The 18,636-nt window shown below is 63.7% G+C and carries 16 protein-coding genes; 6 read left to right on the top strand and 10 right to left on the bottom strand.

Annotation, left to right across the window (positions count from 1 at the left end):
• Positions 1-61 precede the first annotated feature (61 nt).
• Positions 62-673 carry a TetR/AcrR family transcriptional regulator gene (locus tag X265_RS21850; RefSeq protein WP_128966683.1) on the bottom strand — a complete coding sequence of 204 codons (612 nt, stop codon included), beginning with the start codon at positions 671-673 and terminating at the stop codon, positions 62-64.
• 129 nt (positions 674-802) lie between these two features.
• Between X265_RS21850 and X265_RS21845 the strand changes: the two genes are divergently transcribed.
• Together X265_RS21845 and X265_RS21840 are read left to right on the top strand one after the other, a co-directional pair.
• Positions 803-2,041, top strand: coding sequence for an MFS transporter (locus X265_RS21845; RefSeq protein ID WP_128966682.1), 1,239 nt, complete (start codon positions 803-805; stop codon positions 2,039-2,041).
• 147 nt (positions 2,042-2,188) lie between these two features.
• On the top strand, positions 2,189-4,264 hold the full coding sequence (locus tag X265_RS21840; RefSeq protein WP_128966681.1) for a LuxR C-terminal-related transcriptional regulator: 2,076 nt from the start codon (positions 2,189-2,191) through the stop codon (positions 4,262-4,264).
• Positions 4,265-5,196: 932 nt separating this feature from the next.
• On the opposite strand, the gene rpmG is transcribed toward X265_RS21840, so the two are convergent.
• Positions 5,197-5,364: a 50S ribosomal protein L33 gene (rpmG, locus tag X265_RS21830; protein ID WP_057756569.1), complete on the bottom strand. Its 168-nt coding sequence runs from the start codon at positions 5,362-5,364 to the stop codon at positions 5,197-5,199.
• A gap of 125 nt (positions 5,365-5,489) precedes the next feature.
• Positions 5,490-6,815 carry an LLM class flavin-dependent oxidoreductase gene (locus tag X265_RS21825; RefSeq protein ID WP_128966680.1) on the bottom strand — a complete coding sequence of 442 codons (1,326 nt, stop codon included), beginning with the start codon at positions 6,813-6,815 and terminating at the stop codon, positions 5,490-5,492.
• Positions 6,816-7,108: 293 nt separating this feature from the next.
• Here X265_RS21825 and X265_RS21820 point away from each other — a divergent pair, with 293 nt between their 5' ends.
• On the top strand, positions 7,109-7,651 hold the full coding sequence (locus X265_RS21820) for a hypothetical protein (RefSeq protein ID WP_128966679.1): 543 nt from the start codon (positions 7,109-7,111) through the stop codon (positions 7,649-7,651).
• Here X265_RS21820 and X265_RS21815 read toward each other — a convergent pair.
• From X265_RS21815 to topA, 5 genes are all read right to left on the bottom strand, one after another.
• Positions 7,648-8,397 (bottom strand): NUDIX hydrolase, encoded by a 750-nt coding sequence (locus X265_RS21815; protein WP_128966678.1) that lies wholly within the window; start codon positions 8,395-8,397, stop codon positions 7,648-7,650. The two genes, X265_RS21820 and X265_RS21815, sit on opposite strands and share 4 nt — an antisense overlap.
• A gap of 26 nt (positions 8,398-8,423) precedes the next feature.
• Positions 8,424-8,864, bottom strand: a complete 441-nt coding sequence (locus X265_RS21810) for a DUF983 domain-containing protein (RefSeq protein WP_128966677.1) — start codon at positions 8,862-8,864, stop codon at positions 8,424-8,426.
• A 430-nt stretch (positions 8,865-9,294) separates the two neighbouring features.
• Positions 9,295-10,359 (bottom strand): IS110 family RNA-guided transposase, encoded by a 1,065-nt coding sequence (locus X265_RS21805; RefSeq protein ID WP_128965117.1) that lies wholly within the window; start codon positions 10,357-10,359, stop codon positions 9,295-9,297.
• An 85-nt stretch (positions 10,360-10,444) separates the two neighbouring features.
• Positions 10,445-12,790, bottom strand: a complete 2,346-nt coding sequence (rnr, locus tag X265_RS21800; RefSeq protein WP_128966676.1) for a ribonuclease R — start codon at positions 12,788-12,790, stop codon at positions 10,445-10,447.
• Between the two features lie 7 nt (positions 12,791-12,797).
• Entirely contained in the window at positions 12,798-15,563 is a 2,766-nt protein-coding gene (gene topA / locus X265_RS21795; RefSeq protein ID WP_128966675.1) for a type I DNA topoisomerase, read from the bottom strand.
• A gap of 226 nt (positions 15,564-15,789) precedes the next feature.
• On the opposite strand from topA, the gene X265_RS21790 reads away from it, so the two are divergent.
• Positions 15,790-16,029, top strand: coding sequence for a hypothetical protein (locus tag X265_RS21790; protein WP_128966674.1), 240 nt, complete (start codon positions 15,790-15,792; stop codon positions 16,027-16,029).
• A gap of 151 nt (positions 16,030-16,180) precedes the next feature.
• Here the strand turns inward: X265_RS21790 and X265_RS21785 are convergent, their stop codons facing one another.
• Entirely contained in the window at positions 16,181-16,660 is a 480-nt protein-coding gene (locus X265_RS21785; RefSeq protein WP_128966673.1) for a winged helix-turn-helix transcriptional regulator, read from the bottom strand.
• A gap of 122 nt (positions 16,661-16,782) precedes the next feature.
• Between X265_RS21785 and X265_RS21780 the strand changes: the two genes are divergently transcribed.
• Entirely contained in the window at positions 16,783-17,556 is a 774-nt protein-coding gene (locus tag X265_RS21780; RefSeq protein WP_128966672.1) for a glucose 1-dehydrogenase, read from the top strand.
• A 177-nt stretch (positions 17,557-17,733) separates the two neighbouring features.
• A complete protein-coding gene (locus tag X265_RS21775; protein WP_128966671.1) occupies positions 17,734-17,916 on the top strand; it encodes a hypothetical protein in 183 nt (60 codons plus the stop codon).
• A gap of 69 nt (positions 17,917-17,985) precedes the next feature.
• Here X265_RS21775 and X265_RS21770 read toward each other — a convergent pair whose 3' ends face one another.
• Complete coding sequence (locus tag X265_RS21770; protein ID WP_128966670.1) at positions 17,986-18,594, bottom strand: FMN-dependent NADH-azoreductase; 609 nt, start codon at positions 18,592-18,594, stop codon at positions 17,986-17,988.
• Between the last annotated feature and the right edge of the window lie 42 nt (positions 18,595-18,636).

The following is an 18,636-nucleotide window of genomic DNA, read 5'->3' as shown; positions in this document are numbered from 1 at the left end:
TGTGGTTATCGGTCCCGGATCTGCGCTCCGCTTCGCTGCGCTTGTCCGGGATGATCAGCGGTCATTGGGGTGAGCGCTTGCCCTTCACGGGCGCTGGCTTCCTCGCATCACCACCCACATCCACGCCCGCATTCCGCAACAGCACCTTCGCGGCTTCCTTCGCGGCGCGTGCCATCGCGGGATCGTCACGCACCAAGTCCTGGGCAATCGAGCCGTCGACCAGCAGCACGAGTTGGGTGGCGAGCGCATCGGCCTCCGTAACGCCGAGTTCGGTCAGCCGCTCGCGAAACCAGAGGCGGCGGCTTTCTTTGAAGGCAATGGCGATCTTCTTCACGGCGCGGTCGGCAGGGCCGAGCTCCGCCACCGCATTCACGAACGGGCAGCCGCGAAAATCCTTCGCCGCAAAGCGCCGCTCCAGCGAATCGAAGGTCGCGAGAATCTGTTCGGCCGGCGGCTTGTCGGAGGGGCGGGCGTGGACGAAGCGGCGCTCGAGATAGGCTGCGATCAGCGCGTCCTTGGAAGGGAAGTGGTTGTAGAGCGTGCGCTTGCTGATCCCGACCTCGGCCGCGATGGTGTCGACGCCGATGGCACGAATGCCTTGCAGATAGAACAGCTTGTCGGCGGTCTGAAGGATCCGTTCTTTCATCGTCTGTGGGGCGGGCGGGGGAGCCATGCGATCGCGCGCGTCCTGTTCGCTTGACAGTACCAGCCACCTATAGCCTAAGTACACAGGTCTGTGTAATCAAAATCGGCGGCAAAAGCAGACGCCGGCACGCGTGCCGCGCCCAAAAGGGAGACAAAAATGCCCCTGTTGCAGGTCCTGCGTCCGACATTGCCGATCCTGATCGGCGCCTCGATCATGCTGACGCTGAGCATGGGACTGCGGCAGTCGCTCGGTATCTTCATGCAGCCGTTGACGCACGACATCCACCTGTCGGTCTCGGACTTCACGCTGGCGCTGGCCGTGCAGAACCTCGCCTGGGGCTTCCTCCAGCCGCTCGCGGGCGCGCTGACGGTGCGCTTCGGCTTCCGTCCCATCATGATCGCGGGCGCGCTGATGTACATCGCGGGTCTTGCCTTGATGGCGACCGCGGGTGGGCTCGTCAGCATCATGATCGGCGCCGGCGTGTTGATCGGCACCTCGCTCGCCTGCACCGCGGCTGCGATCGCGATGTCGGTGGCGGCGCGCGCGGTGCCTGCGACGGTGCGCTCGACCGTGCTCGGCATCGTCTCCGGCGCAGGCTCGCTCGGCGCGCTGCTGTCGGCACCGATCGGGCAGATGCTCAACGAGGGGTTTGGCTGGCGGATCGGGCTCGCCGGTTTCGTGATCATGTCGGTGCTGATGATCCCCGCCGCATGGTACGCGGGCCGCGTCGACGCCATTCCGCTGCCGAAACCGGCCGCCGACGACATCGGCGATGCCACGGCTGCCTCCGTGACCAGGGCGGCGTTCGGCAATGCTTCCTTCGTGGTGATGACCTGCGCCTATCTCGTCTGCGGCATGCAACTCGTCTTCCTCACGACGCATCTGCCGTCGTATCTGGCGATCTGCGGCCTCGATCCGATGCTGAGCGCGCAGACGCTCGGCATGATCGGCGGCTTCAACGTGCTCGGTTCGCTGTTCTTCGGCTGGGCCGGCCAGCGCTGGAACAAGCTCGCGCTGCTGGGCGCCATCTACATCCTGCGCTCGCTCGCGCTGGCCTGGTACTTCACGCTGCCCGCGACGCCGTTCTCGACGCTGCTGTTCGGCGCCATCATGGGCTTCCTCTGGATGGGCGTCGGCCCGCTGGTCGCGGGCGCCGTCGCGGAGATGTTCGGCCTGCGCTGGCAGGCCATGATCCAGGGCCTCGCCTTCATGAGCCATCAGATCGGCAGCTTCCTCGGCGCCTACGGCGGAGGCCTGATCTACGACGCACTCGGCTCCTACACCATGGCCTGGCGCATCGGCGTGGCGCTCGGTCTTGCCGGCGGCATCATCCAGGTCGCGTTCGCGCTGATCCGCCCCTCGCAGCCGCCGGCACCGGTGCTGCGGACAGCATAGGTCCGGGCCAGTCTTTCGGCGGGTCCAATGCAAGTAGGAACGCCCTCCGGCCGGCGTTTTCTCCGGAACTTAGCGGGGGGTCATGCGTTGCCGCGCTGCTCTTGAAAATGGCACGCCGCTGAACCTCAAACCGTCCTTGAGCGCATAATGTTGGCGACGAAAGCGCGCATGCGCCCCATCCGGCTCGTGATAGCAGATCGCCGCCCGATCGTTCTGCAGGGCTTTGCCTCATTGTTTGCGGCAGAGCGCGATTTCGCGGTGGTCGCTTCGTGTCCCGATGGAGCCGGCTGCCTGAAGGCAATTCGGACGTTGGCGCCGGATCTCGTGCTTGTCGAGGACGGATTTTCAGACGTCACGGCTGCCGAGATGCTCGCCGTCGTCAAGGCCGAGAAGATTCCCACACGGCTGGTGTTCTACACCGCGTCGCTCGCACATGGCGAGCTTGCCGCCGCAATCGCTGCGGGCACTTGCTGTGCGATTTCGATGCGCGAGGAACCCAAACACCTGTTGCAGTCGCTGAGGCTGGTGGCACCCGCCTCCGACCGGGCGAGGCCCGGCAAGCAAGAAGATGGAGCGTTGGACGAAACTGGATTGGCCGCGCTGACGGACCAGGAGCGCAAGATCATGCGCCTGGTTGCTTGCGGCATGTCGAACAAACAGATCGCGCGCCAACTCAAGGTCTCCACAGGCACGATCAAGGCGCGGCTCAATCAAGTATCGACGCAGCTCGAGATCAAGAGCCGGACCGAGGTGGCGGCGTTCGCTCTGTCGCGGCTTTACGGCGGGATCGGTGCGCTCGCAGCTCTGATTTATGCCGCGCTCGAAGACTTCAGGGGCGCCAAGGCAACCGGATTCGGCGATGCGTTGACCGACAGTTTTACGGTGGTGACCGCAGACGGCACCTCCGAGGTCATCACCATCAAGATCAACGACAAGAAGACGACGCCTGCTTCCGGCAAAGCGGCGAAATCCGCGTTCAAAGCCGTCCGCGGGGAAACTCCCATCACCGAGACGCTGGGGCGGGCCGGCAAGCTCGTTCAATCGAGCCCCGATATTGTCCCCGGGACGCTCGCGTTGCAGGCCACTAACGCAGCAAGGGCTGCCTTGGGCAGCTACGCTCCTTTCCTGACGACGGCGGTCGGGATCTGGATCTGCGAGGTGCTGAACAGCGTCGCGCATGCGGCCAATTTTGCTAATGCCGTTCTTGCGTCGGCTCCCGGACACGATGCAGGCGAGGCGGCCGCGCTCAATTTGAGCGGCAACGCCGATGCGAATCTCGGCAGCTTCGACAATCTCGCTTGGCTGCATCTTGACATTGACCATCAATCGTTTGCGTTCGAGGGTCCCCGAAGCGATGCCATCGGCGCACACGGCGATGCCGTTCAGATCATGGGTGTGAATGCGGGCGAAGCCAGCGTCAGCAGCAACGCCACGCCGCATGTCGGATCCGGAGCCGTCGACGCCCCAACCGATCATGGCGGCTTGGCGCAGGCGGTCGCAACCGACGCGTTGGGAAATAGCGAACATGACGGAACGCGGGCGGCCGGAGGAGACGAGTCCAATGCCGGTCAGCCGCAAATTGGTTTGCACGACGACGAGGACGGCGGCCCAGCCTCCAAGCAGCACGACAAGCAAGGCTCACCGGAGGCCGGTTCCAATCACGGGCAATCGCAGGGTGATGTGCAGGAGTCGAAAGACGACACCGCGCTCGCCAAGGGGCACTCCGAGCACGCATCGTCGGGTGACGAGTCCAATGATGCGCAGTCGCAGGGCGATTTACACAAGTCCGATCACGGTTCGGCCGCTGCCGGTCAGCATGCCCGGGATGACGCGAGCCCGGCCAGCGGTGGCAAGTCCGGCCAGTCCGAGAGAGACTTGCACGAGTCCGCGGCAGGAAATCCGCATGCGGCCTCTAGCGGGCACGCTGAAGCCAAGGACCAAGCGACCGATCGCTCGGGTCCAGCACAAAAGGAAACTGCCCCAGAGCTCGGAGATTCATTTCATTTCAAGAATGATAATGCGGCTTCCGGAACTTCAACATCGCCTGAGATGCATGGTGGCCCCGGACCGGATTTCGTTGGCTACGGTCTGCACACAGCCGCACATGACGGACCGCCGGCAGTCCCGGCTTTCGACCTGGTTGGCCCTTCAGATGCGGCGCAAAGCGCCCTTGATCACGCAAGAGGCGTCCAGCATCACCTCACGCACGATTTGTTTGTATAGCGAACTTCGGGCTCCCAGGCTCGCAAGCGTTCTGAGTCGATGCCGGCTAGAGGCCGCAAGGGGATCAGATAGGAGCGGGGCCCAGAGGCCCCGCGACAGTCGTCGGTCGAGTCCGCGATTTAGATCGCTGCTGGCTCAGCGACGTGCCGTTCGCTTGAGGTCTGCAACCTTGAACCTGTTGCCGACCTGCAGACTGCTGCAAAACCAGTGGGCTCGGTTTCGAAACTCGCCCAGGAAAACCTTCGTCTCGACGCAGTTTTCGTAGGACGTATGGGTGATGGTGTCTCGGCAGGTTGGCGAGAAAGGGCCATAATTGATGTTGCCGCCCGACTCGCTGCAGCCAATCCAGGGCTCTTTGCCGTGTGCGAAGCTCGATGCACAGCCACCATTGCAGCTGCTTGCGACGCTCTCCAGGTGGGCAATCCTCCCCATCACTGATCCCGGGGCATAGGAAGCTGTCCGTGCGGCTGACGTTTGCGTGGCCGGGGACGCTCGGCGAGACGCTCCCGTATTTGTCTCGCGCTCCACGCGATGCGGCCTTTCCACCCGCTTCGGTGCATCGACCGAGACGGCGGGAAGCGTGGCGGCGGGACCTGTCGGGATCTGCGACGAGGCCGGGCTGCACAATAGGGCGGTGGACAGGGCAGCGATGGTTGAAGGCACGATCAAGCCTGACGACAACCTCATGACATGACCTCCCAAATCCGGGCCGGAAATGCCGTCCCGGTAAGTGCACGATAACATGCATTTGGAGGCGAGCAACCAAGGGTTGATGAGATGTCTGCCGATAGAATCGGCATCGGCGTGCGACGCGGCCGGGCCAAGAGCGTCACTTCGACGCTACGCGCTGCACCGCGTCCGGGACACGAGGGGGCACAAACGAAAACGGGGCCCGACAAGGCCCCGCAATTTCTTCAACGTATCAGCCGATCTTACTTGATCTTGGCTTCCTTGAATTCGACGTGCTTGCGCGCGACCGGATCGTACTTCTTCTTGACCAGCTTGTCGGTCATGGTGCGCGAATTCTTCTTGGCGACGTAGTAGAAGCCGGTGTCGGCCGAGGACACGAGCTTGACCTTGATGGTGACCGCTTTGGCCATGTTCTGAACCTCAGAAAATCAGGGGAATCTGGAGCCGGCCAAACGGCCCGCGTTGGCCGGCAACCTAGCCAGAAACCGCCTGATGTCAAGGTTTTAGGGCTGGAAAACCAACCAAATCGGACCGATCAGGCCTCGAAGAACCGGTTTTTCGGCCGTGGAAGCCCCAGATTCTCCCTCAAAGTGGCCCCTTCATACTCTTTCCGGAAAATCCCGCGCCGCTGCAGCTCCGGGACGACCTTGTCGACGAAATCGTCGAGGCCTTGGGGCAGGAACGGGAACATGATGTTGAAACCGTCGGAGCCGCGCCCGACCAGCCATTCCTCCATCTGGTCGGCGATCGTCTTGGCCGTGCCGACGAAGGACAGTCCGCCATAGCCGCCGACGCGCTGGGCGAGCTGGCGCACCGTGAGCTTGTCGCGCCTCGCAAGATCGACCAAGCGCTGACGGCCGCTCTTGCTGGCATTGGTCTCCGGGATATCAGGCAATTGTCCGTCAGGGTCGAAGCCGGAGGCATCGGTGCCGAGGATGACCGAGAGCGAGGCGATGGCGCTGTCATAGTGCACGCGGCTGTCGAGCAGCGCCCGTTTCTCCCTGGCCTCGTCGACGCTGTCGCCGACCACGACGAAAGCGCCGGGCAGGATCTTCAGATGCTCGGGGTCGCGGCCGATCTTTTCCATGCGGCCCTTGATGTCGGCATAGAGCTTCTGGCCGTCGGCGAGGCTGCCGCCGCCGGTGAAGACGGCCTCCGCCGTCTCGGCCGCAAGCTGCTTGCCGTCTTCCGAGGCGCCGGCCTGCACGATCACGGGCCAGCCCTGCACGGGGCGGGCGATGTTGAGGGGACCACGCACCTTCAGATATTTGCCGACATGGTCGAGCACGTGCATCTTGGCGGGATCGAAGAACAACCCGCTCTCGACATCGCGCACGAAGGCGTCGTCGGCGAAGGAATCCCACAGGCCGGTAACGACGTCGTAGAACTCGCGGGCGCGCTTGTAGCGCTCGGCGTGCTCCATGTGGTCGTCGAGGCCGAAATTCAGCGCCGCGTCCGGGTTCGAGGTGGTGACAATGTTCCAGCCGGCGCGGCCGCCGCTGATGTGGTCGAGCGAGGCAAAGCGGCGGGCGACGTGATAGGGCTCGTCGAACGTGGTCGAGCCGGTCGCGATCAGGCCGATGCGCTCGGTGACGGCCGAGAGCGCCGACAGCAGCGTGAACGGCTCGAACGACGTCACGGTGTGGCTGCGCTTGAGCGCGTTGATCGGCATGTTCAGCACGGCAAGGTGATCGGCCATGAAGAAGGCGTCGAACTTGCCGGCCTCGAGCTTTTGGATCAGCGTCTTGATGTGGGCGAAGTTGAAATTGGCGTCGGGCCAGGCCCCGGGATAGCGCCAGGCGCCGGTGTGGATGCTGATCGGGCGCATGAACGCGCCGAGCTTGAGTTGCCGTTGTGCCATCGCGCCCAAAATCCCGTTCTGGTGTCGTTGCGGAAAGACATAGGCACGCCGGGAAACTCCGCCATTGGTGGGGAAGGGAAGATTCTTTTGTTTTTCGCGACGTGCTCAGCACAATTCCGTCATTCCGGGCGCGCGTAGCGCGAGCCCGGAATCCATGGGGCCGCGGTGACCGACGAGGGATGGATTCCGGGTTCGCGCCAAAGGGCGCGCGCCGGAATGACAGAAGGGGCCATCGAACCAAAACGCCGCTCAGCCCGACCAAGCCATGACCTTCATTCCCGAGGAGATTGTTCATGGCCAGCGCGATGAGCGTGGACGGCGGCGTTGTCCGGATCGACCGGCCGATGCCCTGGTTCGGCCGGCTGCTGTCGCTGCCGCTGCTCGCGGCGAGCGCCTATCTGCTCTGGAACGTCGCGCTCGGCCTGCGCCAGGATTTCTCCGGCTTCGGCAGGCTGGCGGACGATCTCGTGCCCGTGCTGGTGTTCACGGGCCTCGGGCTGCTGATCGGCATCCCCGGCGTGATCCTGCTGACGTTCCGCTATTTCGTCGTGCTCAACGAGGCGTTGCGCCAGATCGTCATCACCAGGCAGTTCGGCCCTTTGAACATCCGCAAGCAGCGCGATCTCGCCGAGTATCACTTCATCAGCATTACCGACGACTATGATCCTGAACTGACGACCTACGACGTCAACCTCTGCGGCAGCAAGGGCACCGAGCCGATCATGCTGCAGAGTTTTACCAGGCGCGAGGAGGCGGACAGGCTCGCCAGCGAGATCGGCCGCCTCTTGAAACTGCCGGCGCGGGACTATGTCGGCACCGAGCCGGACGAGGACTAGCCCAAAATGTCCTTCTGCATCTTGCCGCCGTAGAAATGGAAGAACGGCACCGGCGCGTCATGGCGCAAGGGACCGGTGGCAAGGCGCGCGTCGAGCTCGTTGAGCACGTTGCGCGTCATCGGATGCAGATCGGCGAGGGGCTTGGAGCCAAGCTCGACCCAGACCAGCTCGACCAGCTCGGCATCGGCGTGAATCACGCCCTCGACGCGATGGGTGATCGCGGACGCATCCGCCGTGAAGAAGCGCGTGTCGAAGCGCTTGACGCGGCCGGGCGGGGTGATCGCACGCGCGATCAGGAACAGGCTGGAGGGATCGGGCAAGAGGCCCGCGTCCGCGAAAGGTTGCCACGGACCTTCGAGCCTGGCCTTGCCCTCGGCCTTGCGTCCGAGGCAGAGGCCGGTCTCCTCACAGGCTTCGCGGATCGCGGCAATGGCCAACGACTTGGCGCGTGAGGCCGGCGTCTTCGGGCTGCCCTTGGCGAGATTGGCTTCCAGCTCCGCGGTGATCGGTGCTGCGACCGGCACGCGATGATCGTCCTTGTCGACGCGGCCGCCCGGGAAGACGAACTTGCCGGGCATGAACACCACCTTGTCGTGGCGCTTGCCGACAAGCACCTTCGGCACAGTGCTGCTGCGATCGACCAGGATCAGCGTGGCCGCATCCTTCGGACGGAAATAGGGATGGTGGTCGGCCTCCTTCCCCTCGTGGACCTTGGCCTTCTCCTCGGCTTGCGCAATATCCGTCATGTCCTCACCCGAACGCTTTTATTTGCTTACACAGGCGGAATACCATCCGGCGGGTTGTCGTCAAACCCGTGCATGCGCAGAGCCCATTGCAAGCCGACCACAGCTCCCTTCACCGGCTGCAACAGCCCGAGCGAGGCGAAGAAGGTGAAGGGCAGATAGGCCACGAAGCTGAGCCAGACCGGCGTCGTGTAATTGGTCTCGATCCAGAGGATCGTGGGCACGACGATATGGCCGACGATGACGATGACGAGATAGGCGGGCAGGTCGTCGGCGCGATGCGGCGTGAAGTCGAGGTCGCAGACCGAGCAATTGTCCGCGGTCTTCAGGAAGGCGCGAAACAGCTTTCCCTCGCCGCAGCGCGGGCAGCGGCCGCGGAAACCGCGTTTCATCGCGGCAAAGAGATCGCGCTTCTCGACGAGGCCGGTCTCGCGCGTCCAGATCTTCGGAACTGTGCTCATCGTCACCATGCCTTGCCCTTCTTCCCTTTGCCCTTGGTTCCTTTACTCTTGCCTTCCTAATCGGGCGGGCAAAGTCAACTCATTCCTACGCTTTTCTTCGACTCTTCGTACTTCAGCCATTACCGACTCCCTGCAGCAACAACGCACAACTTCACCACAGCCGCGTACGCGACGTGCATTCACCAGGCGGGGTCCATGCGTTCCTTCGCGTTCAGCACTTCGGCCGTCGCATGCTCTTCATCAGGTTCGTAAACAGGGCTGTCCAAGCAGTTTTGCGCTCTCGTCCCCGAAGGGCGGCAGCAGGCAAGAGATAGCGGACATTCCCCGTTTCGCGGCCCCGCCAGGGGGACCGCTCACCGCGCGCGCGGATCTCTAATTTCGTTCCTCCTCAACATGCCGGGCACAAACCCAGCGCTTTCTATGCTCGGCTGCTCAGCGGCTATTGCGCCGGTTTTAGGCGCAGCCGCTGCGTGATCTTGGCGCCGAATCCGACGTTGAAATCGGTTTCGTTGATCCACATCCGGTGCAGAATGCATGCGAGCTTTCGTGCGACCGCGGCAATCGCACACAGCATGCTCGAACGCTTGGCGATCCGCAGGCCCCACGCTCGCAACGCCGACCATTTCCTGACTCGCAGCAGCAGACTTGCAGCTGCTTCGCATAGCGCCTCCCGCACCGAGATATCGCCCTGTTTGCTGATATGACCTTCAAAATCGATCGACGTCCCAGACTGGTGACGCTTCGGCGTCAGCCCAAAATGGGCGCCCACGGTGCGTGATCGGGTAAAGCGATGAGGATCATCAACGCCAACTTTGAACGACAAGGCAACGACCGGACCGACACCCGGAACTGTCATCAGGCGCCGGCAAACAGGATCATGCTGGACCACCTGCAGGAGCACGCGATGTAGCCGATCGTAGCCCTCGAGGAGAGCGCGGCGCACGTCCAACATGACCTGGATAGACATCACAAAAACCGGGTCGCAATGCTCGATCAGTTCGCGGATGCGAGCTTCGTAGGCACCTCGGGCAACCGTTCCGACCAGCAATCCATAGGCCCGCAGTGCCCCCCGAACGTGGTTCTCGAGGTCGATCAATTTGCGCTTGAGCAGCTTCCGGTTCGTCAACAACGTGCGCATTTTTTGCATGTCGATATTCTTGACATGGACGGCACGGTACCAGCCCAACCGCATCATCTGCGCGATGCCGCGTGCATCGTTTCGGTCCGTCTTGTTGCGCATCGTCGACAGCGAAACGCGCATGTGGCGTGCCTCCACGACGATGATTGGAAGCCCGGCTGGCTGCAATTCGCGATACAGCCAGATACCAAGCGATGACGCCTCGACTCCCACTCTATCGAGGCGATCCGCGTAGTTCTCCACAGCGGAGCGGATCGCCTCTGGCTCGGTGCTGACCTTAACTTCGCGGACCGTGAGGCCCTCGCTGTCGACGATGCAAAGGCTGGTTTCTTCAAGACCGACGTCCAATCCAACATAGAGTTTCATCGGAGCTCTCCTGTGTGGCAACGACCTTCCAAGTCGTTGCACCAGGCTCCGGATTTGGCCACGGCCGCATTATCCCCGTGCACCGCTATTTCGAAGCCCGATTTGAAGAGCCCTTGTTCTTTCCCTTGCCCCTCGCTTTGCCGGATTTTGGTTTCGGCGGCTTGCGTTTTTTATCCGGGCTGCGGCCGGGATGGGCCTTGAACGAGGGGCGGCGTTGCCCGCCGGGACGCCTGCGCTCGCGCGGGCTGGTCTCGCTGGAGGATGACAGCAGCTCGAAACGCAGCGCGCCGGCGACGGGAGCAGCTTCGATCAGCCTGATGTCGACGACGTCGCCCAGCTGGTACATGGTGCCGCTGCGCGTGCCGATCAGCGCGTGGCGGCTCTCGTCATAGTTGAAATATTCCGTGCCGAGGGACCGGATCGGGATCAGCCCGTCGGCGCCGGTCTCGCTCAGCTTGACGAACAGCCCTGCGCGGGTGACGCCGGAGACACGGCCCTGGAAGCTCGCGCCGATGCGGTCGGCGAGGTGATGGGCGATCAGGCGGTCGACGGTCTCGCGCTCCGCCTTCATCGCGCGACGCTCGGTCAGCGAAATGTGCGCGGCCACTTCGCCGAGCGTTTCAGGCGTCTCGCTGTCGGGCAGCGCGCCTTCGCCAAGGCCGAGGGCGCGGACAAGCGCGCGGTGCACGACGAGGTCGGCATAGCGGCGGATCGGCGAGGTGAAATGCGCGTAGCGGCGAAGGTTCAGGCCGAAATGCCCGTAATTCTCGGAGGAGTATTCGGCCTGCGCCTGCGCGCGCAGCACGACCTCGCTCACCAGCGGGTAATAATCATGGCCTTCGAGCTGGGCCAGCACGCGGTTGAACAGCGTGGGACGCAGCGCACCTGATTTGGCAAAGGGAACGTCGAGCGTCTCCAGGAATTCGGAGAGCGCGTGGACTTTCTCCAGCGTCGGCTCGTCATGCACGCGGTAGATCAGCGGGAGCGATTTCTTCTCCAGCATCTCGGCCGCGGCGACGTTGGCGAGGATCATGAACTCCTCGATCAGCTTGTGCGCGTCGAGCCGTTCAGGGACGACCACGCGGTCGACCGTGCCGTCGCTCTTGAGGAGAATCTTGCGTTCGGGCAGATCGAGATTGAGTGGATCGCGCTCGTCGCGTGCACGCTTGACGCAGGCGTAGGCGGCGTAAAGCGGTTTCAGGATCGGATCGAGCAGGGGGCCGGTGGTGTCATCAGGCCTGCCGTCGATCGCGGCTTGTGCCTGCGCGTAATTCAGCTTGGCGGCTGAACGCATCAGGATGCGATGAAAGCTGTGCGAGCGCTTGCGCCCGTCAGGCGCAATGATCATCCGCACGGCGAGTGCGCCGCGCGGCTCGCCCGGTACCAGCGAGCAGAGATTGTTGGAGATGCGCTCGGGCAGCATCGGCACGACGCGGTCGGGGAAATAGACCGAATTGCCGCGGTCGAGCGCATCGCGGTCGAGCGCGGTGCCCGGCCGCACGTAAAAACTCACATCGGCAATGGCGACATCGACGATGAAGCCGCCCTTGTTGTTCGGATCGGGGTCTGTCTGCGCATGCACCGCGTCGTCGTGATCCTTGGCGTCGGGCGGATCGATCGTGACGAGCGGAACGTCGCGCCAGTCCTCGCGTCCCTTCAGATTGGCGGGCTCGGCCGCTTCCGCCTCGCGCTCGGCGGCGGAGGAAAATTGCAGCGGAATGTCGTGGGCATAGATCGCGATCAGGCTGATCGCCTTCTCGCTCTTGACCGAGCCCAGCTTTTCTTTCACCCGGCCGGAGGCGAGGCCAAAGCTGCGGGTGCGAACGATATCGACGCTGACGAGATCGCCGTCCTGCGCGCCCTTGGTGTCGGCCGCGGCGATGTTCAGCTCGCGGTCCGCCATCTTCTTGTCGACGGGCACGAGCCGTCCGCCGCCTTCGGGGAGCTCGCGGAACACGCCGAGGATGCGGCTCTTGGCCTTGTCGAACACCTTGATGACGCGGCCGCGATAGGCCGGTCCCTCGGTCTCGTCCGTGCGTTCGACCCGCAGCAGCGCGCGATCGCCTACGCCTGCGGCGGTGCCGGGCTTGGGCCGGCGCGGCATCTCGATGAGAATCTTTGGCGGTTCGCCGCTCTCGACCTCGTCCCATTCGGTAGGGGAGGCGATCAGCTCGCCGTCGCGGTCACGGCCGGTGATGTCGGCGACCAGCGTCGGCGGCAGGCTGTCCGGCTCGGAGACGGTGTGGCGCTTTTTCTTGATGGTGCCGTCATCGGCAAGCTCGCGCAGCATGCGCTTGAGCTCGATGCGATCGGCGTTCTTCAGGCCGAACTCGCGCGCGATGTCGCGGGTTCCGACCTTTCCTGGATGTGCCTTGATGAAGGCGACGATGGCCTGCCTCTCGGGAAAGCCACGGTCATTCTTGCGTTTCACTTAACCTCTAATTGGTGCCGGCACTCTTCTTGGCCGGAGCTTTGGCTGCGCCAGCTGACTTGGTCGCCGAGGTCTTGACCGCTGAAGTCTTGGCCGTCGGCGCCACGCCTGCGCGCGCCTTGCTGGTGGATTCGGTTTTCGGTTTGGCCGCTTTCTTCACGGCCGCTTTCTTCGGCTTCGGCGCGGCGTCCTCGCCGTCCGCAGCTTTCTCTGCAGCCTTCTTGGCCTTGGCCGGCTTCGCTGCCTTCTTTGCCTTGGTCTTCCCGCCGCCTTTGGCCGCGCGCTCGTCGATCAACGCGATCGCCTGTGCCAGCGTGACGGTGTCCTTTTCGAACTCGGCCGGAATCGTCGCGTTGACGCCGCCAGCGGTGACGTAGGCGCCATAGCGGCCACTCTTGACGGTGACGGTGCCGAGCGTCGGATGGTCGCCGAGCGCCTTGCCGGGATCGGCGCCGAAGCGACGGCTCGGCCCCTTGGCAACCTTCTCCGCGATCAGCGTCACGGCCCGGTTGAGGCCGATGTCGAAGACCTCGTCGCCGGCCTCGAGGCTGGCATAGGTCTTCTCGTGCTTCACGAACGGCCCGAAGCGGCCGAGGCCCGCCGTGATCGGCTGACCGGTCTCCGGATGTTTGCCGATCTCGCGCGGCAGCGACAACAGCTTCAGCGCAAGCTCGAGGTCGACATCGGCAGGCGAGGTGCCCTTGGGGATGCCCGCGCGCTTCGGCTTCTCGCCTTCCTCATAATCCTTCTGCTCGCCGAGCTGGATGTAGGGGCCGAAGCGGCCGGCCTTCACCCAGACATCGCGGCCCGTGTCGGGATCCTGGCCGAGCGAACGGTCGGCCGTCTGCTCACTGTCGGCGGCGAGCTGCCGCGTGTAGCGGCACTCCGGATAGTTGGAGCAGCCGACGAAGGCGCCGAACTTGCCGGCCTTCAGATTGAGCCGGCCGGTGCCGCAGCTCGGGCACTGCCTGATATCGCCGCCATCGGCACGCGGCGGATAGATGTGCTGACCCAGCATCTCGTCGAGCACGTCGAGCACCTGTGCGACGCGCAGATCCTTGATCTCGTCGACCGCGCCGATGAAGCCGGTCCAGAAATCCTTCAGCACCTCTTGCCAGGAGATTTCGTTGTTGGAGATGCGGTCGAGCTGCTCCTCCAGATTGGCCGTAAAATCGTATTCGACGTAGCGGTTGAAGAAGCTTTCGAGGAATGCGACCACGACGCGGCCCTTGTCCTCGCCGTGCAGACGCTTCTTCTCCAGCTTGACGTAGCCGCGGTCCTTCAGCACCTGGAGGATCGAGGCATAGGTCGAGGGCCGGCCGATGCCGAGCTCTTCCATCCGCTTGACCAGCGAAGCCTCGGAGAAGCGCGGCGGCGGCTCGGTGAAATGCTGGGTGACCGACAGTGACTCGCGCTTGATCGCCTCGCCCTGGCTCATGGCGGGCAGCCGGCGCGAGTCTTCGTCCTCCTCGTCGTCGCGGCCTTCCTGGTAGAGCGTCAGAAAGCCGTCGAACTTGACGACCTGGCCGGTGGCGCGCAGCTCCAGGGTGCGACCGCCGGCTTTCGCCGTGATATCGACGGTGGTGCGCTCGAGCTCGGCGGATTCCATCTGGCTCGCGATGGTGCGTTTCCAGATCAGCTCATATAGCCGCGCCTGATCGGAATCGAGCTTGCGGCTCATGCTATCAGGACGGCGGGAGAGGTCGGTCGGGCGGATTGCTTCGTGCGCTTCCTGGGCGTTCTTGGCCTTGGCCTGGTACTGGCGCGGGGCGTCGGGCACATAGGCCTTGCCGTAATCCTCGCCGATTACCTTGCGCGCCTGGGTGATCGCCTCGGGGGCGATCTGCACGCCGTCGGTACGCATATAAGTAATGAGTCCGGTGGTCTCGCCGCCGATGTCGATGCCTTCATAGAGGCGTTGGGCGATGCGCATCGTGTGCGCGGGCGCAAAGCCGTATTTGCGGCTGGCTTCCTGCTGCAAGGTCGAGGTGGTGAAGGGCGCCTGCGGATTGCGGCGCGCCGGCTTGGCATCGACCGCCGTGACCGCATAGGTCGCCAGCTCCAGGGCCTTCTTGAAGTCTTCGGCTTCCGCGCCGGTGCCGATGTCGAGACGCTGGATCTTCTTGCCGTCGGCGCCGACCAGACGCGCCTCGAAGGCCTCGCCCCGCGGCGTCAGCAGCGTCGCGATCAGCGACCAGTACTCACGCGGCACGAACTTTTCGATCTCGAGTTCGCGGTCGCAGACCAGGCGCAGCGCCACCGACTGCACGCGGCCGGCCGAGCGGGCGCCCGGAAGCTTGCGCCACAGCACGGGGGAGAGAGTAAAGCCGACCAGGTAGTCGAGCGCACGGCGCGCCATATAGGCGTCGACCAGCGCGCCGTCGATCTGGCGCGGATGCTTCATCGCGTCCGTGACGGCCTGCTTGGTGATGGCGTTGAACACCACGCGCTCGATCTTCTGATCCTTCAGCGCGCGCTTCTCCTTCATCACCTCCAGCACGTGCCAGGAGATGGCCTCGCCCTCGCGATCAGGGTCGGTGGCCAGAATCAGGCGGTCGGCACCCTTCAGGGACTTGGCGATGTCGTTGAGCCGGCCAGCTGCCTTGGGGTCGACCTCCCAGATCATCTTGAAATTGGCGTCGGGATCGACGGAACCGTTCTTCGCCGGGAGATCGCGGACATGGCCAAACGAGGCCAGAACCTCATAGGACGAGCCCAAATATTTGTTGATCGTCTTGGCTTTCGCCGGCGACTCCACAATGACGATATTCATGTAGTTCCAGTAACTTACGGGGAAATCTGAGGCCGAAATCGACAAGATTCGGGTCGGCCGTTTCGCCCCGAACATGGGTGGTGAGGCCGCCGCTGTCAAATCGAGGGGTGTTGAAAGCCCCCGAATTGGGAAAAGTTTCATATCGAGAAAGTTGCGAAATACCACCTTGGAGTTGTGGCCGATGTCGGCGTAAGGTTTCCGTGGGGCATGGATTCGGGTGGGGCTGGTGGCAAAGCCAGGAAAGAAACGGGCGCGCGCCGCTTCAGGCGCGAGGGCAGGCTCGCGCAGCGAGGAACCGGGGGAGGGCGGCGTCGATGAAGCCGTGGCTTTCATCGCCGAGCAGGTCGGCGCCTTGCGCAAGCTCGCCGAGCGGCACAAGCTCGATGTGCTGCATTATCTGTTGGGGATGACCAAGCTCGAAGCCGACGAGCATCTGCGGCTGCGGAGCAAGCGCAAGCTGTCGTGAAGGGGGCCTTCGTTAGTCCCGTCATCCTGAGGTGCAAGCGGCGTGATGCGAAGCATCGCGCCGGAAGCCTCGAAGGATGTGCGGCCGAGCTGTCAGCCGGGCCGTCGCCCTTCGAGGCCCGCCGAAGGGGCGAGTACCTCAGGGTGACGGATTAACGGTTGAGCGCACTGCTCCGCCGTCGCGGTGCGGGCCGCGGCTTCAGCGTGGTATCGGCGGGACTCAGCAATCGCCCGTCCTCGGCGCGCATTTCGAGCTTCTTCACCGGCCGTCCCCTGGCGCGATCGACCAGGATGGTCGCGATCTCCTCGGGGTGGTCGTCGAATTCCTCGCTCCATTGCCGGAGCGCCACCAGGATCGGGAAGGTGCCGCGGCCCTTCGGCGTCAGCACATATTCCTGGTAGGCGCTGCCGTCGGAGGCAGGGGCGGTCGCGAGAATGCCGTGGTCGACGAGGGAGCGCAGCCGCGCCGCCAGGATGTTCTTGGCCATGCCGAGCTTGTTCTGGAATTCGCCGAAGCGACGCAGCCCGAACAACGCCTCGCGAATGATCAAGAGCGACCACCAATCGCCGAGCGCCTCAAGCGAGCGCGCGATCGGGCATGAATCGCCTTCGAAGCTGGTTCGTTTCACCATCGCTTTCATCCTGTCGCGTTCGCGCAGCTTGAGCGCCGATCACGCGCTTGTGTGGTTGCATTATAAAACCATGAAGCCTAGATGGCAATCTGGTTTAATCATGCAACTATGCGGAGGCGAGCGTGAGACTGAAAGGCAAGACGGCCCTGATTACCGGCGGCAATGGCGGCATTGGATTGGCGACGGCGAAGTTGTTCGTGGCCGAGGGGGCGAAGGTGATCATCACCGGACGCAACAAGGCGACGCTGGATGCTGCCGCGAAGGAGCTGGGGGCCAATGCGCTGGCCGTTGTCGCCGACGCGACCGACGTCGCGGCGACCGAGGCTGCGATCAGGCAAGGCGCGGAAAAATTCGGCAAGCTCGACATCGTGTTCGCCAACGCCGGCATTCCCGGCAGCACGCCGCTCGGCTCGGCGACGCTCGAGACGTTCGAGAAGGTGATCAGCACCAACCTGACCGGCGTGTTCTTCACGGTGCAATCGGCACTGCCTTATCTCAATGACAACGCTTCGATCATCCTCAACGGATCGGTGATCTCAGTACTCGGCATTCCCGGCTACTCGGCCTACGGCGCGGCGAAGGCGGGCGTGCGGGCGATGGCACGGATCATGGCTTCGGAACTGTCGCCGCGCGGCATCCGCGTCAACGTGGTCGCGCCCGGCGCGATCCGCACGCCGATCTGGGGCGCGGCAGTCGCAACGCCCGAAGCCGAGCAAGCGTTCGAGAAGCGCATCGCATTGTCGACGCCGCTCGGCCGCATCGGCGAGCCGGATCACATTGCAAAGACAGTGCTGTTCCTTGCCTCGGACGATGCCGCGCACATTCAGGGCCAGGAGATCTTCGTCGATGGCGGCGCGGTGGCATCGCCGAGCGGCGCGCCGATCTATCGCGGCTGATCAGTGATCTGAAGCTGAATCGGCCGCCGCAATCCGCAAACGGTTGCGCCGGCCGGTTCCCTCGTCTCTTGAGATGTATTTTCGGAAGCTTGCGCGATTTGTTGAACCTTCGCGCGCGTTGCAAAGACCCTTCTACGGGCCGGGGATCAAAAGACTCATTTTTAAAAGGAGTCCGTTATGCCGAAAGCAGCCCGCATTGCTTCGCCGATTTCAGCACCGCGTATTTACACCGAACGCTCCACGGTTCCCGCCAAACGCTCCGACACGTCGGAGTTCATCGGGGTCGCCATCTTCTCCGGTATCGGCCTGCTCATGTCCCTCGTTGCCGTCATCCTGGGCGTACAGGGCTATTGGCTTTAGCATTGAGGACCATCGGCTGGTGTATCAGCCGCCGCAGGTGCTTTGGCGGCTGATGATGTCGACGTGACCTCAGGCGGCGCGGAGGCTCGTTGCCGCCTCGAGCGCCCCGGTGATCGCTTTCTCGCGATGCTCGGGGCCGAGCTGGATTCCGTCGGCAGGGATGAATTCGACGCTCGTGATCCCGATAAAGCCGAACACCCAGCGCAAATAGGATTCGAGGTGCTCTCCGGCCGCGTAGGGCGTCTCGGCGCCGTAATGACCGCCGCGTGAAATCGCCACGATCACGCGCTTGCCGCCGGCAAGCCCCTCGGGTCCGGTCGCGCCGTATTTAAAGGTCTTCCCCGCCACCAGGATGCGATCGATCCAGGCCTTGAGCTGGCTCGGAATGGTGAAGTTGTACATGGGCGCGCCGATCACGACGATGTCGGCCGCGAGAAACTCGTCGAGCACCGCTGCGCTCGCGGCAAGGTCGGGGGCGAGTTCCGCAGGCGCAGGCGCGCCTTGCGCAGCCGCGAGGTGCGAGCCGGAGAGGTGGGCGAGCGGGATCTGGGCCAGGTCGCGATAGACGATGTCGAGCGAGGGGCTCGCCTGGCGCAGACGCGCGACGATGGCGGCGGAAACTTGCCTGGAGACAGAGTGGGGGCCGAGTACGCTGGAGTCGATATGGAGCAGTTTCATTTGGGGTCACCCATGGTATAGATTTGTAACCCGCACTACATG

Source organism: Bradyrhizobium guangdongense (assembly GCF_004114975.1).
Taxonomy (GTDB): domain Bacteria; phylum Pseudomonadota; class Alphaproteobacteria; order Rhizobiales; family Xanthobacteraceae; genus Bradyrhizobium; species Bradyrhizobium guangdongense.
Note: the sequence above shows the minus strand (reverse complement) of the source record. Positions and strands in the feature narration are given on the sequence as shown.